The organism is Agrobacterium sp. 22117 (assembly GCF_052045735.1).
Classification (GTDB): domain Bacteria; phylum Pseudomonadota; class Alphaproteobacteria; order Rhizobiales; family Rhizobiaceae; genus Agrobacterium; species Agrobacterium cavarae.
Genome location: NZ_JBQEPP010000006.1, coordinates 160,771 through 185,079, shown reverse-complemented (window position 1 = coordinate 185,079; position 24,309 = coordinate 160,771). Strand labels below are relative to the sequence as shown.

Annotated in this window: 17 protein-coding genes and 1 pseudogene; 5 read left to right on the top strand and 13 right to left on the bottom strand. The window is 57.6% G+C overall.

Going from position 1 to position 24,309, the window contains the following annotated elements; translation table 11 throughout:
- Nucleotides 1-5: 5 nt before the first annotated feature.
- Nucleotides 6-950, bottom strand: coding sequence for an iron-siderophore ABC transporter substrate-binding protein (locus ACTJKV_RS18005; protein WP_440599335.1), 945 nt, complete (start codon nt 948-950; stop codon nt 6-8).
- Nucleotides 951-1,280: 330 nt separating this feature from the next.
- Here ACTJKV_RS18005 and ACTJKV_RS18000 point away from each other — a divergent pair, with 330 nt between their 5' ends.
- Nucleotides 1,281-3,407: a TonB-dependent siderophore receptor gene (locus ACTJKV_RS18000; protein WP_440599187.1), complete on the top strand. Its 2,127-nt coding sequence runs from the start codon at nt 1,281-1,283 to the stop codon at nt 3,405-3,407.
- 36 nt (nt 3,408-3,443) lie between these two features.
- Here ACTJKV_RS18000 and ACTJKV_RS17995 read toward each other — a convergent pair whose 3' ends face one another.
- The 3 genes from ACTJKV_RS17995 to ACTJKV_RS17985 all read right to left on the bottom strand — a co-directional run bounded on the left by ACTJKV_RS17995 (nt 3,444) and on the right by ACTJKV_RS17985 (nt 6,644).
- A complete protein-coding gene (locus ACTJKV_RS17995; RefSeq protein WP_440599186.1) occupies nt 3,444-4,343 on the bottom strand; it encodes a helix-turn-helix transcriptional regulator in 900 nt (299 codons plus the stop codon).
- A gap of 216 nt (nt 4,344-4,559) precedes the next feature.
- Nucleotides 4,560-5,978 carry an ATP-binding protein gene (locus ACTJKV_RS17990; protein WP_440599185.1) on the bottom strand — a complete coding sequence of 473 codons (1,419 nt, stop codon included), beginning with the start codon at nt 5,976-5,978 and terminating at the stop codon, nt 4,560-4,562.
- The gene (locus tag ACTJKV_RS17985; protein WP_112520310.1) at nt 5,979-6,644 is read right to left on the bottom strand and encodes a response regulator; all 666 of its coding nucleotides are present in this window, start codon (nt 6,642-6,644) and stop codon (nt 5,979-5,981) included. It lies immediately after the preceding gene.
- Between the two features lie 265 nt (nt 6,645-6,909).
- On the opposite strand from ACTJKV_RS17985, the gene ACTJKV_RS17980 reads away from it, so the two are divergent.
- The 3 genes from ACTJKV_RS17980 (at nt 6,910) to ACTJKV_RS17970 (ending at nt 10,209) form a co-directional block, all read left to right on the top strand.
- Nucleotides 6,910-8,208 (top strand): MFS transporter, encoded by a 1,299-nt coding sequence (locus ACTJKV_RS17980; protein WP_113273354.1) that lies wholly within the window; start codon nt 6,910-6,912, stop codon nt 8,206-8,208.
- A gap of 250 nt (nt 8,209-8,458) precedes the next feature.
- Entirely contained in the window at nt 8,459-9,277 is an 819-nt protein-coding gene (locus ACTJKV_RS17975) for an alpha/beta fold hydrolase (RefSeq protein WP_062426842.1), read from the top strand.
- Nucleotides 9,278-9,531: 254 nt separating this feature from the next.
- Nucleotides 9,532-10,209: a YciE/YciF ferroxidase family protein gene (locus tag ACTJKV_RS17970; RefSeq protein ID WP_440599184.1), complete on the top strand. Its 678-nt coding sequence runs from the start codon at nt 9,532-9,534 to the stop codon at nt 10,207-10,209.
- Between the two features lie 302 nt (nt 10,210-10,511).
- Here ACTJKV_RS17970 and ACTJKV_RS17965 read toward each other — a convergent pair whose 3' ends face one another.
- Both ACTJKV_RS17965 and ACTJKV_RS17960 read right to left on the bottom strand, forming a co-directional pair.
- Complete coding sequence (locus ACTJKV_RS17965; RefSeq protein ID WP_440599334.1) at nt 10,512-11,435, bottom strand: AAA family ATPase; 924 nt, start codon at nt 11,433-11,435, stop codon at nt 10,512-10,514.
- An 87-nt stretch (nt 11,436-11,522) separates the two neighbouring features.
- Nucleotides 11,523-11,687 (bottom strand): annotated as a pseudogene (locus ACTJKV_RS17960) (AAA family ATPase); the annotation flags it as partial.
- A 526-nt stretch (nt 11,688-12,213) separates the two neighbouring features.
- On the opposite strand from ACTJKV_RS17960, the gene ACTJKV_RS17955 reads away from it, so the two are divergent.
- The gene (locus ACTJKV_RS17955) at nt 12,214-13,350 is read left to right on the top strand and encodes a polysaccharide biosynthesis/export family protein (protein WP_062597850.1); all 1,137 of its coding nucleotides are present in this window, start codon (nt 12,214-12,216) and stop codon (nt 13,348-13,350) included.
- 41 nt (nt 13,351-13,391) lie between these two features.
- On the opposite strand, the gene ACTJKV_RS17950 is transcribed toward ACTJKV_RS17955, so the two are convergent.
- From ACTJKV_RS17950 to tssG, 7 genes are all read right to left on the bottom strand, one after another.
- Nucleotides 13,392-14,258: a protein kinase domain-containing protein gene (locus tag ACTJKV_RS17950; protein ID WP_440599183.1), complete on the bottom strand. Its 867-nt coding sequence runs from the start codon at nt 14,256-14,258 to the stop codon at nt 13,392-13,394.
- A 16-nt stretch (nt 14,259-14,274) separates the two neighbouring features.
- Nucleotides 14,275-15,696, bottom strand: coding sequence for a type VI secretion system-associated protein TagF (gene tagF, locus ACTJKV_RS17945; protein WP_113267115.1), 1,422 nt, complete (start codon nt 15,694-15,696; stop codon nt 14,275-14,277).
- 80 nt (nt 15,697-15,776) lie between these two features.
- The gene (gene tssM, locus ACTJKV_RS17940; RefSeq protein ID WP_440599182.1) at nt 15,777-19,259 is read right to left on the bottom strand and encodes a type VI secretion system membrane subunit TssM; all 3,483 of its coding nucleotides are present in this window, start codon (nt 19,257-19,259) and stop codon (nt 15,777-15,779) included.
- Nucleotides 19,256-20,767, bottom strand: a complete 1,512-nt coding sequence (tssL, locus tag ACTJKV_RS17935; RefSeq protein ID WP_440599181.1) for a type VI secretion system protein TssL, long form — start codon at nt 20,765-20,767, stop codon at nt 19,256-19,258. The genes tssM and tssL overlap by 4 nt, the downstream gene beginning before the upstream one ends.
- Nucleotides 20,764-22,104 carry a type VI secretion system baseplate subunit TssK gene (gene tssK, locus ACTJKV_RS17930; protein ID WP_112360829.1) on the bottom strand — a complete coding sequence of 447 codons (1,341 nt, stop codon included), beginning with the start codon at nt 22,102-22,104 and terminating at the stop codon, nt 20,764-20,766. Before tssK ends, tssL begins: the two co-directional genes overlap by 4 nt.
- Complete coding sequence (locus ACTJKV_RS17925; RefSeq protein WP_440599180.1) at nt 22,094-23,290, bottom strand: FHA domain-containing protein; 1,197 nt, start codon at nt 23,288-23,290, stop codon at nt 22,094-22,096. Before ACTJKV_RS17925 ends, tssK begins: the two co-directional genes overlap by 11 nt.
- The gene (gene tssG / locus ACTJKV_RS17920; RefSeq protein ID WP_440599333.1) at nt 23,287-24,306 is read right to left on the bottom strand and encodes a type VI secretion system baseplate subunit TssG; all 1,020 of its coding nucleotides are present in this window, start codon (nt 24,304-24,306) and stop codon (nt 23,287-23,289) included. The genes ACTJKV_RS17925 and tssG overlap by 4 nt, the downstream gene beginning before the upstream one ends.
- Nucleotides 24,307-24,309 lie beyond the last annotated feature (3 nt).

Genomic DNA, 24,309 nt, shown 5'->3' with positions numbered 1-24,309 from the left:
GGCATTCATTCCGTTTTTCTCGCCGCTTCCGCCAGCTTGGCCACATAGGCAGGCAGGACCCAGGTGATGGAAAGAGGCGTTGGGTTGGCTGCCGTGCCGACCGGATCGCGACCCAAAGTCACGATGGCATCGTGTTTGACAGCCGGCATGCGGGCGAGAAGGGGATTGGCCTTCATTGCCTCGACAAGTTGTTGATTGCCGTAGGTGACGACGATATCGACGTCGTCAAACATGTCGATCTGCTCTGCACTGATTGAGCCAGCAAAGCTGCCATTGGACGATGCCTGAGCCACGCTTTTGGGCATGGAGAGACCCAGATCCTTGAAGAAGCGAACCCGTGTATCCTGTGATGTGTAGAAGTTGACAATGCTGAGATCGGTAGCGTCGAGATGTGTCACGAACATCGCAGACTTGCCCTTCAACTCCGGATATTTTGCAACCTCTGCTGCGATCTTCATCTCGATGTCCGAGATAAGTGTCTCGCCTTCTGTGGCCATCCCCAGGCCGGCGCTATCGAAACGGATGGTCTCGCGCCAATCGGTAGACCACGGCGCCTGGGGATAGGCAACCACCGGCGCGATCTGGCTCAGTGTCGCGTAGTCGTTTCTGTTCAGGCCGGAATAGGCGGCGAGAATGACATCTGGTTGCGTTTCGGCCACCGCCTCGAAATCGATGCCGTCACCTTCATCGAACAAGCGCGGCGGATTGCCATTAAGCTCTTTAAGGCGCTCCGAGACCCATGGCAGCAGACCGTCACCGTCATCGTCACCGAAATTGGCCGCCGCCATGCCGACGGGGACAATCCCCAGCGCAAGCGGAACTTCGTGATTGGCCCAGGCAACCGTTGCGATGCGGATTGGTTTTTTCGCGATCGTCGTCGTGCCAAGCGCATGTTTGATGTCGAGCGGAAAGCGAGCCGCCTCATCTGCCGCGGTCTGTAGTGCGCTCATGCTGAGGAGCAGGGCTGCAAGCGGCGCGAGTTGATGAAGTTTGATCCGCATGGTCCTGTTCCTTTCTCATTAAGTTGACCGTCAGTCTCAGCTTAAAGTCGGAAGGTCAAGCAATTTGGGCCTCCAGTTGCGTCACCAGGCTTGATTTTCCGGGGGATTTTACAAAAGAGAGATATATACAATACTGGATTTAATTTATCCAGTTAAAGGGCGTTTGACCGGCGCCAGCCTTCCTTCGCATCCCATGTGCGGGTGGCGCGATGTCGGTCGGCTCCAGACGATGACCAGGTCATTGGCGGAGTATCGGAACGCCAATGACTGGATGAAAGCATGATCAGCGCCATTTCCTCCCACAGCAAGACACAAGCCCTCCTGCGATATCGCACCGCAACCCTTCTTGGCTGCACGGCAGTCATCGCATTGCTGCCGGCATTCGCATTGGCGCAGGAGACGAACGGCGATGCGACAGTGCTGGAGACAATTACCATCCAGGGAAGTGGCCAGTCGGACAATGACTCCAAGTCAATTGTCGCGGAACGATCAAGTGCCGTCGGCAAGATGCCGGGCGAAATCTTCACCACGCCTGCGACGGTCTCGGTAGTGACCTCCAAGGAAATCGAACAGCGCAAGGCCGATAGCATCGAACAGGTGGTGCAATATACCGCTGGCGTAACAACCGACTACTATGGCTCGGACGAGCGCTACGACTACGTCAAGATTCGCGGCTTTACGCCCTTCACCTATCGCGATGGCCTGATGGTAGGTCGCACCTGGACCGGCGTGAAGGAAGAACCTTATGGCTTTGAGCGTGTGGAAGTGCTGAAGGGTGCCAACTCCACGGGCTTTGGCGTTTCGGATCCGGGTGGTGCAATCAACTATGTGACGAAGAAGCCGCGCAGCGAGCGCTTCGGCGAAATATACGGCACCACGGGCTCTTACGCACACAAGGAGGCGGGCTTCGATTTTGGTGACAACCTGACCGAAGACGATACGCTTTCCTATCGCCTGACGGGAAAATTCGAGCGTTCGGATGGCGAGTTCGACTTTTCGAATAATGATGAGAACTTCGTTCAAGGTGGCCTGACATGGCGGCCGACCGATGCGACCTCACTGACCTTCGTGTTCGACCATCTGGACCGTGATGGCACGCCAAGCAGCGGCGGTCACCCACTCTCCACAGACTTCAACCGCGACCGCTTCTTCGGCGAGCCGTCCTACAACTACGACACGACGAACCGGAACACCTACTCCGTCATGTTGGAGCACGATTTCGGCAATGGTCTGTCGTTCGGCTCCAACACGCGCTACAGCAAGTCGAGAAACGGCTTTGGCTACACCTACATCTATGACACCTCGGGTGCAGGCGATTCCGCAGATACCATGGTCAAGCGCGACTACTTCGGCAGCGACGGTTCGGCTGAGCATTTCATTACAGATGCCCATCTCCTTTACGAAACCGAGTTTGAGCAGGTTGAAAGCCGCACCTTGGTCGGGGCCGGTTACAGCAACTTCAATTCTCGAGGCGCCAACTATTATACTGCTGCACCACAGATTGATTTTGCAAATCCCGTTTTTGCAGGCGGGCCCGGTCCGCTCGCGCCGTTCAGCAGCTCGAAAAAGGATCAGGTCAATGGCGGGATCTACCTGCAGCAGGACCTGGTTTTCAACGACCGCCTTACCGCAAGCCTCGGGCTACGCAATGACTGGCTGGATCTCGAGGATAAGAACCTCAACAACGGCACAACCGCGAGTGGCGCCTACAGCGAACTCAGCAAGCGCCTCGGCCTGAGCTACAAGTTGACGGACGAACTCGCTGCCTATGTCAGCTACGCAGAATCAGTGGCCCCGCCAACTTCTGGAAAAGAACCGACCTACGGCAAGCAATATGAGGCTGGGATCAAATATCGGCCGGATTCAATGCCGGCCCTCATTACGGCTTCCATTTATGATCTGACGCTGGAAAACATCACCACCTACGAGGCTCCCGTTTACCTGCCGAACACGGTGAAAGAGGTCCGCCACCGGGGCTTCGATCTCGAAGGAAAACTCGAGCTCACGTCCAACGTCAACTTGATCGGTGCCTACTCGTACATCGACTCGAAGATTGTGGACACTGGCGCAACCTATAACGGCAAGAGGTTTGCCCAGGTGCCGGAGCATATGGCATCTCTTTGGAGCACCTACACCTTGGAAGGAAGCGGCGAGCGCGGTGACATGACCTTTGGAGCTGGAGCGCGTTTCACCGGCTCCTACTACTTCGACAACGCCAACACGCGCAAATCGAAGGGAGCGGTGGTCTTCGACGCTTCGTTCTCTTACAATATTCGGGAAAACACCAGCTTCCAGCTGAACGTTAACAACGTCTTCGATGAGAAGCACATTGCGAACAACGACGGCGGTGCACTCTACTATAATCCCGGACGCACCATCTACGCGACGCTCCGTCAGACCTGGTAGGCAGTCATAGTCCCGGTGAAAGCCACCGGGACTTTCTCACTCTGAAGGGTGTTTACGTCGCCACGCGGCCGGTGTTTCGCCAGTGAGGCTGCGAAAGACCTTGGTCAGATGCGCCTGATCTGAGAAGCCAAGCTGCGCGCTGATATCGGCGATGCTGACGCTGGTGTCGCTCAGCATGCGTCTGGCAAGATCGATACGCCGTGACAACTGCCATTGCAGCGGAGTCATCTCAGTGGTTTGCTTGAAGACGGTGGCGAACCAACTCTCGGACAGGCCGACGACATCCGCCATTTCTCGCACGGTTAGACGTCGACCACCGCAATTCGCAAAGTAGGTTGAAAGCCGGTTCAGTTGAGCTTGGGTCAGGCGGCCGCTTGCAGCAGTCTTTTCCTCGTCAGCCGCATGTAGATCAAGGAGGCCTGTTACGATGCTGCCGATCAAATTTTCTGCAAATGCCGGGTGTCTGGCGCTCTCGTCCAGTTCATCGACAACCAGATTGCCGAGACTGATCAAAGGTCCGGCCTCTTTGAGCTCAACCGGTCTTTTTGAGACGGCACGAGCAGCAGAAGACCCGACGATTGGAGCGATGTAACGCATCAGGCGATCCTGGTGCAGGTGCAAATCAAGGTGCGAAAAACGATGACGCCGCGTAAACTTCGTCCATAACGGCACGCCGGCAGGTACATAAACCGCGGACGCCAATCCCCGTTCGAAACGATCGAAGCGAGACGATTGATCGGAAACGCGGATATGGCTGCTGACTTCCTTGAAGAACAGCATGATGCGGGGGTCTGGCGAAAGGTAATATCCACTTGCGCCCGCGTGACCTTCAGCCTCCCAGTGCACACCGACGATGCCATCCAGCGACCGCCACCTTGGAGGTGAAATGGCATGAATGCCTTGGATTTCGGTTTGCATTGCGTGAAGATATGTCACCGCACACGCCTTTCAGCCTGTCGCCAAATGCTAAGAACTGGATAAGACGTCACTTCTGGACACAAAAATCCGGCCCGTCAACAAATTATGAGGAGAACGATCAACATATCTTGGGTGACAGAACGCAGGTTATGTCATCCCGGATACTCAGAGGTGGCATTCTAGATTCGGCGAGATGGCCGATGCGCTATCCCTTGCCACTATAGGCTCTCGTGGTCAGTCCGGCGACTTCGTTTGAGAGAGCCGCAGGCTGAGCCGGGCGCTCAAGCCGCGGCCTGAAGCGGTGTCGCTGAGAGTGATCAAGCCGCCGTGGAGGTCGGCGATACGACGCGCGATTGCAAGACCGAGACCTGAACCCGGCTTCGCGTTGCCACGGGCAATCTGGTAGAAGCGTTGGAAGACACGACTACGCTCTTCCTCGGGAATACCCGGTCCTTCATCCTCAACTGCGATTGTTCCCGTCGCCGCCTCCGCTATTGCGCGCACAGTGACGCAATCGCCGTCTGCGCTATGGGCAATCGCATTATCGACAAGGTTGGCGATGATTTCCTTGATAAGAAGTGGATTTCCCGTGACGTTGACGGGATCGTCGGGCGCCTCAAGCACGATATCAATATTGCGGTTGAGAGCTTCAGGCGCTTGCTCTGCCAGGACGTCGGCCGCAAGTCGGCTGAGGTCGACGCGCTGATCGAGATCGACCGTGTCGTTCTTGGAATCGACGCGCGCTAGCACGATCAATTGCTGAAGCATGCGTTGCAGGCGGGTGACGCCGTTCTGCGCTTCGCTCAGTGTTGCGAGAAGATTGCCCTGGCCCGCGGCCTGCCGTTGCAGAAGTTCCAGATGCAGCTTGATGCCCCCTAGTGGCGAGCGCAACTGATGGGAGGCATCGGCAGTAAAATCGCGCACGCCGGCAATCGTTTCATCCAGGCGCTCCATCAATGTATTGATCGCTGAAACGAGATCCACAGCCTCTTCCGGCACCCGCGCGGTATCGATGCGGGCAAAGGGGACAGCGCCGGGGGAAGCCCGCCCCAAAAGCTCCTGACTGATCTCGGTGAGCGGTAGAAGCCCGCGCAGAATGGCCATGTAAGAGAGAATGGCAGCAGCACTGAGGAGGACGGCCTCGAAAAGGACGAGGACCACCAGCATCCGTGCTTCCATGTTGAGCCGGCTGTTGAGGGTCTCTGCCATTCTGAAGGTAAGGGGTTGCCCAAAGCCCTCAATGATGCGGCGCGTTATCGCAACGCGCACTTGGTTGTTATCCAGATCGGCCGGCACATGCACAATTCGGTCGAGTGGTGCGGTTCCCGTGTCCAGTGCGCAAAGATCCCGATCGCCGCGCTGAAAGCCGCCGCCATCTGAAATACAATAGGCAAATGTATCATTCGCATCGTCGCGCAAGATCTCAATAGCGCCCTGTACCAGCGTGTTGTCGAGATGCGCCGGACCCTGCGCGGTCGCGCGGTCGATGATGGAGACGAGTGCTGCATCGAGCAGCCGATCCTGCGTCAGGCTGACAACGCTGTGGATCAAAAAGGCGCCACCGATGCCAAAGACGATCGCCAGCACCGCAACCGGCAGCACCATGTTTTGCAGAAGGCGCCGACGAATGGACGGCGTCGCGCTCGCATTCATTCACTCAACCTCAAGAATATAGCCGACCCCGCGGATTGTACGGATGTTGGGGCCGTGTGGCTCAAGCTTCTTGCGCAGGCGGCCGAGATGCAGCTCCACAGCGTTAGGCGTGAGTGCATCGTCGAAGTTCGAAATCGCCGAGGCGAGGCGCTCCTTCTGCACCACCTGCCCAGCGCGGCTGAGAAGAAGGACGAGGACCGAATATTCTCGTGGACGCAGGAAGAGCGTGCGTCCCGCCAGCGTTACCGTGTTGGAATTGCGATCGATAGAAAGCGCTCCGCAACTCAGGATCGGGCTCGGCTGATTTTGGCCGCGTCGGACGAGCGAGCGAACACGTGCCTCAAATTCCTCGAGCGCGAAAGGTTTGGTGAGATAGTCGTCTGCTCCAACATCAAGCCCGGCGACCCGGTCGGGGATAGCGTCGCGCGCCGTCAGGATCATCACGGGCGTTGACGAACCAGCTTGCCGCAGTGCCTTCAGCACCGTGAGCCCGTCCATTTCCGGCAAACCGAGGTCAAGTACGACGAGCGCATAGTCTTCCTCAAGGGCCGCAGCGAGCCCGTCTCGGCCATTGCTGACGCGATCGACCGCGTAGCCGGCGGCCACGAGCGCCGAAACGATCCCGCGCGCCAATGACGGGTCATCCTCCACAATGAGGACCCGCATGCCTTCCTCCCTGGTCATAATCTGCTTCGGCCTAGATCAAGCATGGAGGACGGGTGCGGGACAAGACAATTTCTTGCCGCCCGGGCGCCGTGACAGGATGGTGACAGGAATTCCGATGTAAGCGGTTAGACATCAGTATGGTCAAGCTCTAGGTCGTAGCCCCGCCGTCGCCAAGCGACGTGGACTATTACGACTGACGCACAGCCGTTCGCATGAAGACCGGAGGACCCCAGACGGGATGAGTCTCATGCAAAGGGAGAAAAATATGACAGCAACTACACGCTCATCCCGCGTCGGCACCGTATTGCGCGTAACAAGCGGCAATTTCCTCGAGATGTTCGACTTTTTCCTCGTCGGCATCTATGCCAGCAATATTGCCAAGACCTTTTTCCCGTCGAACAATGAAGTTGCATCACTGATGCTGACCTTCATGACCTTCGGTGCAGGTTTCCTGATGCGACCGCTCGGTGCGATCTTTCTCGGCGCCTATATCGACAAGATCGGCCGCCGCCAGGGCCTTATCGTCACGCTGTGCATCATGGCGCTCGGCACCGTGCTCATCGCCTTCGTGCCCGGTGTCCAGACCATAGGTCTCTTCGCACCGCTTCTCGTTCTCATAGGCCGCCTGCTGCAGGGCTTCTCGGCGGGCGTGGAACTCGGTGGAGTCTCAGTCTATCTTTCGGAGATGGCAACGCCCGGCAAAAAAGGCTTCTACGTATCCTGGCAGTCGGGCAGTCAGCAGGTTGCCATCATGGTCGCGGCCCTGCTGGGCTACGCGTTGAATTCTCTGATGCCGCAGAGCACAATGTCGGAATGGGGTTGGCGGATACCCTTCTTCATTGGCTGCGGCATCGTTCCGTTCCTGTTCTATGTTCGGCGATCGCTTGAAGAGACACAGGAGTTTGCGGCCCGTCAACATCGCCCCACAATGACGCAGGTCTACCAAACGCTGGCGGCCAACTGGGGGATTGTCCTGCTCGGTATGCTGATGGTCGTTATGACGACGGTGTCCTTCTATGCCATCACCGTTTACACGCCGACTTTCGGTAAGACCGTCCTGAAGCTCTCGGAGACCGACAGTCTTCTCGTAACGTTCTGCGTAGCCCTGTCGAATTTTTTCTGGCTGCCGGTCATGGGCTCCGTTTCTGATCGGATCGGTCGAAAGCCTGTCCTCGTGGTTTTTTCGGCGCTCGCACTGGTGACAGCTTATCCGGTGATCGCCTGGCTCGTTGCCGCACCGAGCTTCGAACGCATGCTGATCGCCGAACTCTGGCTCAGCTTCCTTTATGCCAGCTACAACGGCGCCATGGTGGTTGCGCTAACGGAGATCGTGCCGCCGATCGTGCGGACAGCGGGCTTCTCGCTGGCCTATTCGCTGGCAACCGCGATCTTCGGGGGCTTTACGCCAGCCATCGCCACCTACCTCATTGAGGAGACTGGCGATAAGGCAGCACCGGGTTATTGGCTTGCCTTTGCAGGCGGCTGCGGTCTGGTGGCGACACTTCTCGTCTATCGCAAGGTGACGGACGGCGCACGACCCAGCGCCGTGACCGCCAAAGCGTGACGGGCGAAATCGCAAGAGGCCATGTCCGCGCTTTGTTTTCATCAGTCCCTTTCGCTGAAATTAAGTTTCAGCAGGGGGGCTGATAGAAACGCTTGAGAGCCGTCGTCTTCGCCTTTCAGATCAGAGCGGCTGCAAACGTAACCGCGGGGATCATTCCTAAACCTCCCTTATATGGTGTTCACTTGGTGCAGCGAGGGAACCCTATTTGCATGCCAGACTTTTACCGGTGCACCATTAAGGGAGTTACCAAATGGCATTCATCGAAGCAAAAGATGGGACTAAACTGCACGTCAAGGATATGGGCCAAGGTCGCCCGGTAATCCTCATTCACGGTTGGCCGCTAACTGGCGATATGTTCGAGTATCAGACCGTTGCCCTTTTGGAATCGGGCTTTCGTGTCATCACCTATGATCGTCGTGGTTTTGGCCAGTCGGGACATCCCGCGAGCGGCTACACATACGACACCTTCGCCGACGACCTTGCCGCCGTCATCGATGGCCTTGAACTCCAAAACGTCAGCCTTGTAGGCTTTTCCATGGGTGGCGGCGAAATAGCCCGTTATCTCTCTCGCCATGGCGCGTCGAAAGTGTCGAAAGCCGTCCTCGTTGCGTCCGTTGCCGGCTATCTTCTAAAGGACGAGAGCAACCCTGACGGTGTCGATGCCAGCGTGTTTGAAGGCATGAAAAAAGACATTCGCAAGGACAGGTTCGACTTCCTGCAAAGCTTTGCCAAGACCTTTTATGGTGTCGGCCTGGTGACCAGCCCGGTCAGCCAGGGAGTCCTGGACTGGTCTTTCGTTCTCGGAGTGATGGCGAGCCCGAAGGCCACAATCGATTGCGTTGACGCCTTTGCCAAGACCGACTTCCGTCCCGATTTTGCAGCATTTACAATCCCCACGCTCGTGATCCACGGTACGGGTGACAAGACAGTTCCTATCGATCCAACGGGTCGGGCCGCTGCGAATGGTATCGCCGGAGCAAAACTCATCGAGTATGACGGAGAACCCCACGGCCTGTTTGCGACAGTACCTGACCGCTTGAACCAAGACCTGATCGAGTTTCTTGCCTGATTTCGCAGGGTGGGCAGATGGTATGATCTGCCCACCCCATCTATCTCCGACTTCATTTCGACAGATCCACAAAAAGACTTTGAGCTCCTAGCGAGGTCTCACGACACGCGTTGAGCCGCATGTTTGTCGGCCAGTGAAATTCTCCCTAAATTGATTTCGTATGGTGAGAAATTAACTTCGTCGTTCTCTGGAACATCGCCCAATCGCTTTCGTTCTCCCACGCCTATTATAAGGCTCTAAAGGGAGAGAACGAGATGGCGACAGCCGAAAAATCCAGCAAGGAAGATAAGTCTTCGAGAACCGCCGCGAAAAAGACCGCGCGCGCCTCTGGGACCAAAAGTGCGGCTGCGAGCTCCGACGCGCGCAAGAAGCGTGCACAGGCTGTGGCAAGCAAGTCTGCCGCCAAGAAAGCGACGAGAGTCTCCGCGAAGGACGACAAAAGTCTTTCTGACCTTTTCGAGCACGCGCTCGGCGACATTTATTACGCTGAGAAAAAGATCTACAAGTCTTTGCCAAAGATGATCAAGGCAGCGGATCACCCTGAGCTGGTGCAAGCACTGACGTCTCATCGCGAAGAAACTGCCGGGCAGATTGAGAAGCTTGAGGCAATTTTTGAGCTCCTGGGCAAGCGCGCTAAGGCTGAAAAGTGCGACGCGATCGACGGAATTCTGGAAGAGAGTGAAAGCCTCTTGGAGGATTTTGGCTCGAGTGTTGCCGCAGACGCAGCAATCATCTTCAGCTGTCAGGCGATCGAGCACTACGAGATTACCCGCTATGGTTCGATGCGCGCTTTCGCAGACGCGCTTGGCATGGATGAGGCCAAGCAGCACATCGATGACATTCTCGCTCAGGAGAAAGCCGCTGACGCGAGCCTCACGGAACTTGCTGAAGACTCGGTGAATGCCGCCGCAAGCGACTACGACGAAGAGTAATCTCGTCACTCCAACAACGAAGGCTGGTCCGCATTCGGTGCGACCAGCCTTTTTCGTCATCTTCCAACACATGAGCAAGAAGGCCCAGCATTTATCGCTCTTTCGCCTTCTCTTCGCCACCGGTGCCGCCAGACGACGTCATTGCAATGGTTGCAGCCCTTCGAATGGAGGAGGGGCATTTGTGCGCTAAAGGCGATATCAAAAAATTTCTCAAATTATAACAGACACTTAAAATGATTTTCTGAAAAGATGCGTGAAGGTTGATTCTGATTTTTCTCGCCCGTGGGAGAAGTGCATGCAGATCAACGGTCCGGCCAGGTCCATGCTGGGGGCTCGACGTTCCCAACGATCGTTTCGCCGTTTTCCTTCTCCAGTGCCAGCATATGCGCCCCATGGTGGGAGAGCGCATCAACCAGGGACCTGGCATGGCTCACGACGATGACCTGACTGCGCTCGCTGGCCGATGCAATCATGCGTGCAAGTGGTTCCAACAAGCTCGGATGCAGGCTGCCTTCTGGCTCGTTCAATACCATCAGTTCTGGAGGGCGCGGCGTGTGAAGGGCTGTTGCCAGTGCGATATAACGCAAGGTTCCGTCCGAAAGTTCTGAGGCATCGAGAGGGCGGAGAAGCCCCCGTTGACGCATAGAAAGACGAAACAGACCGTCGGCAGCACCGATTTCGACGGACGACCCAGCGAAGGCATCCTCGATCGCTTCGTCGAACGCCGGTCCATTGCCGATCTCCCGCACGGTCTGAATGGCTGGCGCCAGGTCCGAACCATCGGACGCGAGCGCGACCGTGCGCGTTCCGATCCGAGGACTGCGCGCCGGAGCGTCTCGATCAATTCGGAAGTGGTCGTAAAAGCGCCAAGCCCGCATGCGTTCGCGAAGAAGAAGTAGTTCGACCGCATCGGTCGGGTCAGCGGCGCGCATCATCATGCTCTCAAAAGGCGCAAGGTCAGTGACGACAGGCCGCAGGCGACCATTTCTGTCCTGCACCAGAACAGAGGCATTGCTTCTCCGGGCAATGGCATTGTGCCTCGACAGCCTCTCGCCGACCCAGACAGCTTCCGCTTTAACGACCGGATCGTGCCCGAACAGCGACACGTCCTCCCGACCGGCGCCAGGACCAGGGATAGGAAGACCCAGATCGATCGCATAGCCGTAGTCCTCGGATGCGAATCCAAGACGAAGTGAAATCGGACCGCCGCCGATGTTGCCTTGCATAGGTGACCGCCCTGAGCGCATTGCGACCGAGTAGCCTGATCCTCCTGCCCACATGGTCGATCGCAGACCACCCTCCGCAGCGAGGGAAGCAATTGCCTGACCCTGCGCAACGTCCGCAAGCAGACGTAGTGAACGATATAGGCTCGACTTTCCGCTTCCGTTTGCACCCGTTACCACATTCAATCGTTCGAGCGGAAGGACAAGACTGCGAAGTGAACGATAGCCGGATACAGCAAGGGTAATAAGTGCCATGGATGATTTGTAGCATAAAAGAGGCTTGGTTGCATGGGCGTTCACTTCGCTATCAACATGGACGCTTCGGGACACAAGTAGCCTTACGATCGGCTTGGTCGCCTCCATTTTTGGCTAGCACGCTGCCTGACGGTCGAGTGCTCGATGCCACGGGCTTCTTTGCTGCTCTTCTCCATCCTGCTCATAATAGCATCATCGTCATCTGTCGGACTGGCCCGGCGCGATGGCGATACTGCCCCAGGAGAAAGCGTCCCCGAAGGCACGAAGGTGATAAGCCGATCGAGCAACGGATCAGGTAGCGGGAAGACAAAGGAAACTATTACTGACGAGGCTGGATGAAGAGGAGCCGGTCGTGGACGGAGTGCTTGCAGAACTGGCGCCGTTATTGCATGACCCGGAGGTTGCGTGTTCGTCACATAAAAGCGGAGATTGAGCAGCATTTTTCAATTTTTGGCTTTAAAGTTATTGCGGGTTCATTCGTTGATGCTATTCCTGCGTGCAGCTGATTCTGTGTTGGGGATTATGGATGAAGAAGATCGTTCCTGTGCTTCTTTTGGCCTTGCTGAGTGCTTGTGCAAGACCGTCTGATGGTCCCACTGCAGGAAACATTAGGTCAGCAACTCTCCCTAATACCAACGAGAAAATTGCGGTCATCGATCTTGCGAATGCTCCTGCTTCGACATCGAACGCAAATATCATGTCTTACTCTGCTGGCCCCGGTCTCGCAGCATTGCGGAACACAGGATACAACGCTCAGCGTCTGCGGCGCGGAGACGTCGTCGATATCACCGTGCTCGATACGGGCGAAGATGGTCTTTTCTCGTCCACGCAGAGCAAGACGCTCAACCTTGGTCGATTTACCGTAGACCAAAGCGGCAACGTCAATCTGCCATTCGTGGGTAGACAGAGGGTGATCGACTCCACGCCAGAAGGACTGCAGAACCAGGTTGTTGCAGGATTGAAGGGATCTGCCGTTAATCCGCAGGCGGTCGTGACAGTCGTCGACAAGCCGACAAGTGCTGTGATGGTCAGCGGGGCGGTCAAGACACCAGGCAAGATCGCTTTGACGGCGCGACAGGAACGGGTTCTCGATGCGATCAGCCAAGCGGGTGGCCCGGCAGTGGCGCCGGGGGCTGCGACGGTGACGATCGTTCGCGGTCAGCAGAGAGCAAGCGCAACCCTTGATCGGGTGATGCGTGAAGATCGACAGAATGTTCGTTTGTCGCCTGACGATCAAATCATGATTGACGGCGACGCGTCCAGTTTTACGGCACTTGGCGCGTTCAAGAGCGCGGGCGAATTTCAATTTGAAACTGGCAAGTTGACGCTTGCCCAGGCGGTTGGTCGTGCAGGTGGTCTTCTTGACGATCGCGCCGACTCGCGCAATGTCTATGTCTTCCGCACTGAAGAGGTGCCGCTCCGTTCGGTCGGTCCGACTGCGTCCAAGGAACGTGCTGAAATTCTAACGCAGAAACGCCCTGTGATTTACCGTGTGAACATGCGTGACGCTTCCAGCATCGCGCTGATGCAGATGTTCCAGATGCAGAAGGGTGATGTTCTCTATGCCAGCAACGCGCCGCTTGTTGATGCCGCCAAGCTGTTGACGGTGTTCCAGAAGAGCGTGCCGACAGCAGCAGCGCCTCAGCCGGGAAGCGCGAACTGAGCACGTTAGGCTAACCAGCCGGAAGGCGGCAGCGCCGACTTTTAGCCTGATATCATGTCCAGAATCTCCCGAGCGCTTTGCGGCCGGTCTTCTGGACGCGACTGGCAGCATTGCTTTATCAATTCGCTCCAGATTGACCTCGGCGCATCTATTTTGCTTGCGAGCTTTTCGGCCAGCTTTCCAATGGCATAGATATCGTGAGACGGATGGGCTTCCTCCCCTTGCAACTGCTCGGGAGCTGCAAATTCTGGCGATCCCGCGCGCTTTATGCCGATATCTCGATGCCTGGACCCTATCGGAATGGCGATGCCGAAGTCTCCAAGCAGCGATTGTTCGAAATCGTCTCCATGCAGGAAAATGTTGTTCGGTGCCACGTCGCAGTGAACAAGCCCCTCTCGATGTATCGTGTCGAGTGCAAGGAGAACGCTTCTCACGATCGTTGAGGCTTCTCGTTCATCGAGCAGTTGCTCTTGTGATAGAGAAGCAAGTGTGAGCGGACGCCATGGCATCACTAATCCCGGTCTGCCGTCCTCTAGACGTAACAAGGCTGATGTCTCGAGGATGTTGGGATGCCTGAAACGCAGTCCCGTTTCTGCCTCTCGACGCAGAGATTGTGCAATAACAATGTCGTCGCGACAAGTTGGTCGCAGCGTCTTGAGCGCGTGCGACGTGCCGAGATCGATATGGCGCAAATGAAGGACTTCTGTGCGTTCGCTCGTGAAGGTGACCGTCTCGACAAGGAAGGTGTTTGCGATCCGGCCAAAGTTTTGCGCATAGATCGTGGATGCGTTTCGGTCGAGCGCGTTGCGGATCTGGTCGAGCAATTCCAATGCGTCCTGGGGTGGGCGCATGCCTTCGTTACCCTGCTGAATGGCGCGCCAGAGATCGGCATAACGCTGCGCGACCAAGCCCTGATCATTGCTGCTATCTCGGCACACGGTCGTGCCCAATCACGATGGCGCTGATATTGTCTCTTGCGGTCTCGATCAGCGCTTCCTGTATGAGCGCTTCGGCGCAGTCCTCGATCTTGGTTTCGGAGAGAAGTTCAGCGACCACGCGTTCCTTCAGTTGCTGGACGAGCGGAAAACTGCACAGCAGCAACCTGTCGCTCCACCCCCAGTTTTCCCGAATAATGTCAGGCCGGAATTGCTGTGAGTGCCCGATATATTGCGCCAAAGTTCTTTTCATTCCGACAATCACGTGGTCGCGTGTCAGCGGATGCATGGTTCCATCCCTCAAAAGATAGGCTCGCGCATCGCCCGACCACAAGACGGTGATCGTCTGATTGAAGATCGATGCCGCAACTACGCTTGCTCCCGGACGCAAAGCGCCTTCGCCGACCTGTCGGGACAGAAGGAGGCTGTTGACGGTACCGAGTTTCCCTCTGATCGTCTGTGGATCGACGCTATGCTCGCTGCCTGCTGTCACATCGGCAAGAAGGTTTACGGTCAGCCGGGCTGCTTCGGCTGCCGCGTGGCCTTCTCCTATGCCGTCCGCGATGGCAAAGAGCGGAGGTTGACTGGATACGAAGAGTGAGTCCGCGTTGGCCGACAGTTTCGTTCCGGAATGCGTCGCATAGCTGTAGATGATCGAGGTCGACGTAACAGGTTTCGCTGCAAGCGGGAGAGCGACCGGCGCTTTGGGCGCAAGTGTCGGGGACTTGGCCGCGCCCACTTGCTGCGGCTTTTCGGAGTGAGGGGCAGGCTCTGGCGGAAGCTTGTTATCCTGGAAAAGCTTGATGAAATCTGCCGTGCCAGGCCTGCCGTCCAGTTTCACGCCCTTCGGGCGGCGGGTTTCCGCATCGATCTGCCACCAGAGGCTCGTCGGTTTGTCGCGGTTGTGTGTCGGAACTGGAGCATCATCGTCCTCCTTGGGTTTGGGGAGGCGAAGCCGCTTTATCGCTGTGGTGAAGCGGTTCATGTCGAAATCCTCGGACATCGAGGTTTCAGCCAGAGCCTCTGCAGCCATGAACCAGGTTTCGTCGAGATAAAGCGTTCTTGGGTGCAGTCGAAATCTGGTAAGTTGCGCCAGAACCACCAGCGGATATCTTCGACCGACGCGGTCCCGGCTCGGCAGCAAGACGCCGACATAGGCGGCATCGCCCCACACGCCGATTTCGGAGATAAATCGCGTCGGCGGCGCGTTGGAAAAAACGGAGGACCAACGCGCACCGTATTGGTCGGCGCATGCGTGCATGCCAGCTCTTAGCCACTCATCCAGTCTTGTTATGAACTCACGGTCCAGGCCCTCGGAAATGAAATCTCCGTGGCTTGGTACTTTGCCGAAAAAGCCGATACGGTCGCTGTCCGACGCCGCAACGGCCGGCTTTGGATCTGGCTTAGTCATCAGCCAGGCGTGATCTGTCTTCGGTTGTTGCCGTCATTGCGCATGAAGTTCCTCTCCTTGATTGGTCTTCTCACCTCTGGTCAAAATTGCGTCGGGCAGGAAAATTGCGACAGCGCATCCAACCTGAAGGGGTTAAGGACAGATCCGAACTGAATGTCGAACTCCGCGGTCTGCCCTTCATTTTCGAAGCGCGCCCGGAGGACGTCGCCCGTCTGGGGCTCGATTGTCGCATCATCGAACAGCCGGAAGGGAGACCAATCGCCATTTTCGGTCTTCGCCTGCTGCCAGCCGCCTGGCTGAAATGCGATGCGAGACAGGTTGGCGGAATTCTCCTGAGAAGGCCAGTGGATCGATTTTGCCTGGATTGGACCGTGGTAGTAAACCACCCGCTCTCCTTCAATTTCCAGCATGACAGCACTGGACTGCTCGCTGAGCGAGACCGGCTTCACATTGATCGAAACGACCGGCACCTCGCTGCCATTCGGGAAAAATGCCCGAGAAATTTTGTCGGCATTTTCGAACTGGGCGATGGCTTCACTTGGAATCCCCGCCGAGCCAAAGGTGCCCTTCCAGCTCCACGGCGCCGTTGTCTTGTCGACGAAGGGCTCCATCCGCTGCTTGAAGAAAGTCTGGAAGACACCCTTCGGTCCGAAAAGCCTGGTAAAGTCCGCCATCGCCACATCTCTCGAGGATGCCCGGTCAAATGGGTATCGTCCGGCAACGACCGACGAGCACAGCGACGCAGAGTCCGAAGCCCAAAGATCGGCGATGCGGCTGCGTGCGGATTTCACCGCAAGTGATCCCACATCTGCCGCAATGCCAGCGATCCAGACGTCTAGCGGGGCAGGCAGTTGCCGCGCCTGTTGCAGCAGGTCCTGATTGGACTTGGTCAATTGACTGTCAACATCGAAGACCTTCGCCACCTCGTCCGAGGTGGTGGAAGAGCGTGCCAGCTGTTCGTTGAGTGTCTTCAGATTGGCGAGAAGTTGTTCGGATGGAGTACCGGCTGTCTTGTTCTCTGCCGACTGTGCGTCCGCTACCGAGGCCGCAGATTTTTCAGCCAGCATATCCCGCAGCCGCGCATAGGGATCGACGGCATTGACCGTCGCCGAAAGGATCGTCGCCGTTGCGTCGCCATCGGCAGTGGAGGCGAGCGTGGTAAGGTTCGCGCCGGCATTTGGCCGTAGATCGGTTGCATCGGCAATGGACTTGGCTGCCTCCACGACGATATTCCGGTCGTTTGCCAAAATCCGCGTGGTCTCGACGGCATCACCCAGCGTTTGCGATGGCTTCACCCGGATGTCCGAGAGCACATCCGCCCAGCGCTTTTCAAAGCGGTCGAAGTAGATCTGCAATGCGGCCTCAGCCACCTGGTCCACAGTCGCGCCACGCACGGCGTCATCCGAGCCTCGAACCCAGGCTTCGGAGAGCGCCACGCGCGAGGCATAGGCTACTTGCGGGATTACCACATTGCGATAGCCATCCGCCGTGAACAGACCTTCGATGCCGTCCACCATGGGTGTCTTGCTGCGGCGCTCGAAGGCGCGCTCTCCGAGCGGCCCGAAAGCTGCGGCTGGAGTCCATTCCGGTAGAGCCCGCGCTTGAGGCAAGCCTGCGAGGATGTCGTAAGCACGTGCGCTGACGCCCTGGTCCTTGATCGTCTCACGTGCCTGCGCAATCAATCGGGCATCGAGTTCGATGGGAGCGAGATTCCCATTGGCGAGGGCGCGGGCATGGTCATTAAGGGAGGCGCGCGCTGCCGCTCTCCCGTCGCCAGGATAAAGAGAAGCAAACATGTCTTCAGCCTGCACCGTCATGAAATCGCGATCCAGACCGCCAATCCCGCCCAGCATGCCGTACAGTTTCAGCGAATTGAACGTTCGCGTGACATCCTTCTCGTCCTCTAACTGCTTCTGCAATTGCACGATCATGCGCGGCAGAAGAAGGGCGTTGAGGGCGCGTTGATAGGCATCCCTCTGGCGTCCGGCGATCTTGTCCTTCTGATCGAGGCCAAAGCTGATATTCCACAGACGGTCCTCGGAAAAGCCAGAGCTGGCATCCCGCAGATTGTCCAAAGCGGGCATGATGCGCAGAAAATCCGCGTCGGACACATCCCGCACCGGAATGCCCTGCACCAGCCGTTCATAGGTGTCGAGCTTCTGATCCGCCTCGGCAAGCGCCTGGGTGTTTGAGTAGTAGGTACTGATCCAACCGGTAAAGACGATCGCGGCGACAATTGCTGCTGCACCATAGGCCAGACGCCGAACCAGATGCTGGCGCCCCGACAGGCGTTTGTCGCGCATGACGAGCGCTGCTTCCGGGAAGATAACATCCTTGAACAGGCGTGACAGGAAGTAGCTTCGTCGCGTCCGCGTCGTTGCGATGTCCGTCTCTTCTTGGGTACCCGAAGCAAAATAGACGCCGCGCAGAAGCGGTGCCTCGATGAGGGGGGAACTGGCACAAAGTTCAGTCAATGCCTCGTGCAAGCGATCCTTCAACTTGGCAAGTTCTGCCGGGAAGCGGAAGATGCGCCCGCGGATCTCTGTATTCTGCTCCTGCTGCAGCCGCTCGATGAGCATGGCATCCACACGCTGTTGAAGAAGCTCGAATTCTTCCAGGAAGCGTTGGGGCAGAGAATGGGACGTGTAGCTCTCGTCCAGCTTGAAGGTCGTGCCCCATACCTGCTGGCGGTCACTCTTGTTGAAGCCATCGAAGAATTCGACGAAACCATCCAGAAGGTCGGCCTTGGTCAGCACGAGGTAAACAGGAACGCGCGCATGGAGATATTCGTCGAGCTCGGACAGGCGCTGGCGCAGCGAACGAAGTTCCTGCCGCTGTTCTTCCGGATCGCGGGTCAGAAGATCGTGGATCGATAGCGTCACCAATGCGCCGTTGATCGGCTGCGAACGGCGGTAGCGACGAAGCAGATTGAGGAACCCCTCCCAGCCGGCTTTTGAGGACCCATCCAGATCATCCTGCGTTGTATAGCGACCGGCGGTGTCGATCAGGATCGCTTCATCGGAGAACCACCAATTGCAGTTTCGCGTTCCGCCAACGCCCCGGACCGCGTTTTCTCCAATTGCGTCACCCAAGGGAAATTGCAGGCCGGAATTTGTCAGTGCCGTGGTCTTGCCTGAGCCCGGAGCACCAAAGATCACATACCAAGGGAGATCGTAGATATAGCCGAAGCGCTTTTTGGTGATGCGGCGCAGAAGCGCCAGCGCTTCCTTTAGCCGCGTCTGGATTTCGCCGACTTCTGCGTTGCGATTGGCCAGCGCCTCCTGCTCAAGGCTGTCGATCAGTTCCTTGTCCTGCTTGCGGGCGCGCAACAGGGCAATGGTGATATATACGACCCAGACGAGGAGAATGACGCCGATGGCAATAAGCCGCGCCTGCGTCGTGCCGAACGGTTTGAAATTTCCAAAGGCAACAAGATAGCCGTAGAACCAGATGACGACACAAAGGGCGATGGCCCACAGAAGCGAGATGAAGCGACGCCCGACGAGCGAGGCGTAGCTCTCGACGTAAGCCCGGATTGTATAAAAGTAACTCAGCGGATTCATTGCTGGGCTCCTGGCTGCTGTCCCGGTGTGGTGGTGATGGTTGGCGAGAGAATGCCGGCGTCGCTCAGTTTCTCGTCTGGGTTGCTCAGCACCATGATTTCAGTGCGGCGGTTCATCTCCCGTCCCTCGGACGTATTGTTGTCCGCGATCGGATCGCTGTCTGCGCGTCCCTCGGTCAGGATTGCTTCCGGGTCGGTAAATTGGGCAAGAAGATCGCCGACGGCTTTTGCGCGCGCTTCGGATAGGTGCCAGTTGGACGGGAACTGAACGGTTTTGATTGGCACATTATCCGTGTAGCCGATGACCACGGCGCGGAATTTCTCCGCCGACAATGCCCCGCCGATGCGCTGGATCAGATCGCGAAACTTCGGGCTCACCTCGGCGCTGCCCGTCTCGAAAAGGCCGGAATTGTTGATGCGAACTCTCAGACGTCCGTTCACTTCGGCCAGCGTCACCAGCTTCTGCTGGACTTCTGGCTCGAGGAACTCCATCAGCTTTTGTAGCCTAGTTGGCTCAGGCGGCTTTATCACTGGCGGTGCTTCGGCGACCTTCGGTGCTTCCTCCTTAGCCTGAGGCGGTTCGGGCGGGGCAGGCGGTGCTGCAATCAGCACGCTCGGTGTTTGGGTTGGCGGTAGCTTGGCAAGGCGCTCGAATGTCGCATCGGAGGCGTCGTTGAGTGACAGCGTGAAGAAGAGATAGCCAAGTGCAAAGGCGAGTGCCAAAAGTGAAAGCAAGGTCCACAGCGCCGACATGGTTTTCAAGGGCGTATGCCGCGCTTCTACGCCCTGCCAGTGGGGGGAAAGTTCGCGTTCGAACACGCCATATTGGCCGATCAGGGTCTTATAGAGACTGTCACGGATGCGGGCGAGTTCCAGTGCGCCTTTGGGAGAAACACGGGTGCGTCCTTCGAATGCAAGCGAAAGGCACAGATAGATCAGCAGCAGCAGGTCCTTGTTGGCGCCAGGCGACTGATGGAAATGATCCAGAATATCGAAGACCCGATCGCCGCCCGTCACGTCGTTGTGGAAGGTGGAGACGAGGCCTGAGCGCGCCCAACCAGCCCTGACACCCCAGGGCTTGCTGAGGATCACGTCGTCCACAGTGGCGCAGACGACATAGTGGGCGGCTCTGGCACGCTCAGGGCTGATCCGAGCAGACGCAAGGTCGCGTTCATAGCGCGTAATGGCTTCGAGGCAAGCGCGACGAAGATGGTCCGGATCCGGCTGCACATCGCTGAAACGAAGCACGTGGGCGAGGTTGAGGAGTGGCGCGGCAGATTGCACCAGCGTCGGCACCTCCTCTCCGCCGAAACGGAAGTTCGACAGCAGAGAATCGATCGGCAATGCGCCCTTTTCGCCGTGCGGTCGCTCGGCCGGGTCGGTGGGCTCGATGATGTCGTCAAGCAACGCCGCCATATTGCGGGAATTCTGATTGCGTTGACGGCTTTCCTCGGTGATTTCCACCACCGTTGGCAGATCCTGCCATGAGGAGGACTTTTGGTCACTCATTCGCGTAACGCCCACATTTCCATCTCAAGTCCGGGGAAATCGCCTGCCAGATGCAGAGCGATTGCGCCGGATGTCTCGAGTTGTTTCCACAAGGGTGCCTTGGTATCGATTTCGAAATAGATGGTACCGGAGCGATAAGGGAGCTGGCGTGGCAGGACCGGCAGCGAGCGCACCGGAATACCGGGCAGCGCAACATTGACCAGCTCCGAGATCCGCTCGACCGGCCCGACCTTGATCTGCGCTGGCAGCCGGCGGCGAATGTCTTCGGCTGGCATGTCGGCCCGCACCGCAAGCACGAAGCCTGCATCGCGGAGAAGCCCGCGGTCGTGGATCGTTCCGACCCGTACGCCATGGCGACGCTCGACAAGCTCGATTGCGACGGCGGCCTGTTCGAGTACCGCAGAGAGCGATGCTCGCAGGTCATCGAAGACAGCGGCAAAACTGGCTTTCAGATCGTCATGGCGGTAGGGCAGAAAATCCGTGGCACGCTTCTTCTCCGTCGTGAAGGTGGCAAGCTCGCCGGCGAGCTGGAGGCACTCTTCGTAGAAGCGGATCGGATGCATACGCGTGGCGTTAGCCGCAAGATGGGCCAGCAGCGGATCGGCGCGATTTAGGATTTGCAGTAGAAAGTAATCGCCGACTTCCGCCGTGCCACGGATCGTTGGGTCGCCGATGCGTTCGGAGATTGCCTGGGCGCGATGGCGAACGATGCCGAGAAGCTCCGTCATCAACTCATTCAGGCGGGATGACGCTGCGCAATTGAGGCTAGGCGGGATAAAATCTGGATCAAGAATGACGGCACGATCGGATCGCACTTCGATGACGCGCGCCAGTCCTATCAAATCATAGCCGGAGACATCGTCGCCGGTCTTCAGGAATTTCAGGCTGAGGCGACCGACATCGATCGGCGCGACGAAATCGGTATCCACATTGGCGTCCGTCGCCTCGTAGCTCGAGGCGACGAAACGAACACTGTTGGTCTCCGGCCTCGGAATCGACGACATATCGGCCTTACCGGGTCGGCGGGCCGGAAGCGCCAGATAGAGGGTGGCGTTCTTGACCGTCTCGTCCAATTCCAGGGGAGGAGGAAGGTCGGTATCTCCCGGAGCTTCGAATGGTGTGCCGTCAGGTAGTATCCCTCGAATATTCGAAAGCGCGAACTGGCCGATCGCAAGCGCGCTGCGGTCCACGCCGACTTCCGCGACGCCCCAGGGATAGGCTGAAAGGTTGCGCGTCGTGTTGCGCACCAATCGCTCGGTCCAGCGATCGGACTGCTGGAAATGTTGAACGCGAAGGAACATTCCTTCGCTCCAGGCAACGCGGTTCTCATGCCTCATCTTGCTTGCTCACCCCCTGATACTGTGATTTTTTGCTCGTCGTATCGTCTAGCTCCATGGCCTCTCCAAGCGCGGCGCGCTGTAGGAATTGCCGGACCGATAACTGGCGTCCGTTTTCTTCGAATTGCTTTTTGTAGAAGGCCCAATAGTCTGGTCCGGAAAGAATGCCTCGCCAGTCTTTGCGCTCGATCTTCGAGCGTAGATCGTTGCCGAGATCGGCCTTCGCCTCCAACAGTCTCGGTTCCAGCCTTTGCGTGGAGACGCGCATCATATTGTCCAGTGAGGTTGAAAGAAGTCTCTGTTGTCGCACCAGTGTCTCGAGCCGTGCAGCCACGCTGGTATGTTCCACATGGCCATCCTGCTCATCCTCTATGCCGAGGGCTGCGAGGCTGTCTGCACACGTCTTCTCCAGTTGTGAGATGAGTTCAGTGAGACCGCTGTCTGACGGTAGGGCAACGGATTCCACAGGTTCGGCACCGAGCACCTGATCAGGCTCGGTAAAAATGGTGTCGAAGTCGTCACCCTCTTGGCTGACGGGCCGTGAGACCTTCACCGGAGTGTTTAGGGCATCCGTATGCTCGTGCCTGCTGCTTTCCGCCGGCGCTTCATTCCAATCGTCCGGCAGGATGGCTCCAATGCCCGTAGACGAGGGCGGCCCACTCCAGCCGATCTCCACATTGCGGGAGATCGATTTCCCCTTTTTGGGGACGCTGTGATTGATGTCATGCTGCCAGTCGTCATTGGCGATAGCGTTACCAAGCAATCCGTTGGCCGAGCGCCCCGCCGGCGCGATATCGGAAAGAATGGCGGAGATCGTCAATTGTTCGTCGCTGACCCTCAACGCCTGGTCAGGATCGCCGAAATCCATGTCCGGTTCGCCCATAATGGCGACTTCGAAGGTTTGGCTGCCGATATCGATCCGCGAGCCGTTGTTTAAGGGCGCCGATTGGCCTTCGAGCAGCAATCGACCATCGACCATTGTGCCATTCGCGCTCTGATCGATGATGGAGAAGCGCTGCCCCTCACGCATCAGGGTGCAGTGAAGCTTGGAGACGCGCCGTTCGCCATCAACGATTTGCCAGTCGCAGTCGTTGGATCGGCCGAGCATGCGCTTGCCGTGTTCGAAACTCCAGCGCGACGGCTGGAAGCGGCCATCCGGTTGCTTTTCCTTCAGCACCAGTTTCATGCTTTAGCCCCCAAACGATCGAGCGCAATACCCTCGCGTTCGGTCACGATCGCATCCGCGCTGTCTTTGTCCGCAGGTGCTATGCGCGCCCAGCTATTCCAGCCAAGCCGTGCGGGCGTATCTGACTGGCCGAGCTGACAGAAGGGGATATCTTCTTTTCTCAGGATCACCTGCACATCGAATTCGAGTGCGCTGCCGGTGAAAAGCCGCGTCAACGCGAAGATTTCCGAGAGACGGTGGGAGCCGGGCGAAAGCGCCAGATAATCGGCGTAGCCGACCGGCCCGATGACGATCCGGAAACCGCCGGCTAAATCCTCAATACTGCTTCCGGCTGTCGTGTTCTGCCCCAAAAGGAGCCCGCCGTGCTGGCCCAACTGGCTCTGCTCATGGCTTGGGATCGATACCCACCGGCGCCGGAACTGTTTGACCTTAACAGGTAGCCCCGTGAACTCACAAAGTATCGAGGTCAGCCCCGTTGCATTTCTGGTGCGGTTAGCAAGCAGGCCGCTGAAGCGAAGCAACACATCCTGCTTCACGCCGGCTTTTTGTGCGGTACCCATTGTGCCGAAGCCCGTCAGGGACAGTAGCGTCCTGCGAAATGCACTTGCTTTGTGCTTGTCCGACCAGCGAAGTCCGCGTGCCAGCCGGTATTTTTCCGTCGCAGAAACAAAGAGTTCACTGAAACGGGTAGCAAATAGGTTGAAGAAGCTGGCAAGCGCCTTGGAGCGATTGCGCTCTTCTCGCTGAAGGAGTTCATTATAGGCGGGAGGCAATGAGCCGAGCGGTCCGACGATAGGAGCAAGTGCGGAGCGCAGGTCCGCATCCGCACCTTTTTTGCGGAAGCCACCGACGAACGCCGTGATAGGGCTCGTCCCGCCGTGCGCGCCGACAGTCAGTTTCTCGGCGTCGGCGATGTGCTGTGCCACACGAAACGCCGTGGGTGGATCGAAACGACCGGGATCGCGGCTGAGGAGCGCTTCCTGTTTTTGCTTGAGGCTTTCTGCTTGGGTTTGCATGGG

What these genes read in the sequence shown, in the direction of transcription:
- ACTJKV_RS18005 (WP_440599335.1), bottom strand. Translation starts at nt 950, where the DNA reads ATGAGCGCACTACAGACCGCGGCAGATGAGGCGGCTCGCTTTCCGCTC.
- ACTJKV_RS18000 (WP_440599187.1), top strand. Translation starts at nt 1,281, where the DNA reads ATGATCAGCGCCATTTCCTCCCACAGCAAGACACAAGCCCTCCTGCGA.
- ACTJKV_RS17990 (WP_440599185.1), bottom strand. Translation starts at nt 5,978, where the DNA reads ATGAATGCGAGCGCGACGCCGTCCATTCGTCGGCGCCTTCTGCAAAAC.
- ACTJKV_RS17985 (WP_112520310.1), bottom strand. Translation starts at nt 6,644, where the DNA reads ATGCGGGTCCTCATTGTGGAGGATGACCCGTCATTGGCGCGCGGGATC.
- ACTJKV_RS17980 (WP_113273354.1), top strand. Translation starts at nt 6,910, where the DNA reads ATGACAGCAACTACACGCTCATCCCGCGTCGGCACCGTATTGCGCGTA.
- ACTJKV_RS17975 (WP_062426842.1), top strand. Translation starts at nt 8,459, where the DNA reads ATGGCATTCATCGAAGCAAAAGATGGGACTAAACTGCACGTCAAGGAT.
- ACTJKV_RS17970 (WP_440599184.1), top strand. Translation starts at nt 9,532, where the DNA reads ATGGCGACAGCCGAAAAATCCAGCAAGGAAGATAAGTCTTCGAGAACC.
- ACTJKV_RS17965 (WP_440599334.1), bottom strand. Translation starts at nt 11,435, where the DNA reads ATGCAAGGCAACATCGGCGGCGGTCCGATTTCACTTCGTCTTGGATTC.
- ACTJKV_RS17955 (WP_062597850.1), top strand. Translation starts at nt 12,214, where the DNA reads ATGAAGAAGATCGTTCCTGTGCTTCTTTTGGCCTTGCTGAGTGCTTGT.
- tagF (WP_113267115.1), bottom strand. Translation starts at nt 15,696, where the DNA reads ATGACTAAGCCAGATCCAAAGCCGGCCGTTGCGGCGTCGGACAGCGAC.
- tssM (WP_440599182.1), bottom strand. Translation starts at nt 19,259, where the DNA reads ATGAATCCGCTGAGTTACTTTTATACAATCCGGGCTTACGTCGAGAGC.
- tssL (WP_440599181.1), bottom strand. Translation starts at nt 20,767, where the DNA reads ATGAGTGACCAAAAGTCCTCCTCATGGCAGGATCTGCCAACGGTGGTG.
- tssK (WP_112360829.1), bottom strand. Translation starts at nt 22,104, where the DNA reads ATGAGGCATGAGAACCGCGTTGCCTGGAGCGAAGGAATGTTCCTTCGC.
- ACTJKV_RS17925 (WP_440599180.1), bottom strand. Translation starts at nt 23,290, where the DNA reads ATGAAACTGGTGCTGAAGGAAAAGCAACCGGATGGCCGCTTCCAGCCG.
- tssG (WP_440599333.1), bottom strand. Translation starts at nt 24,306, where the DNA reads ATGCAAACCCAAGCAGAAAGCCTCAAGCAAAAACAGGAAGCGCTCCTC.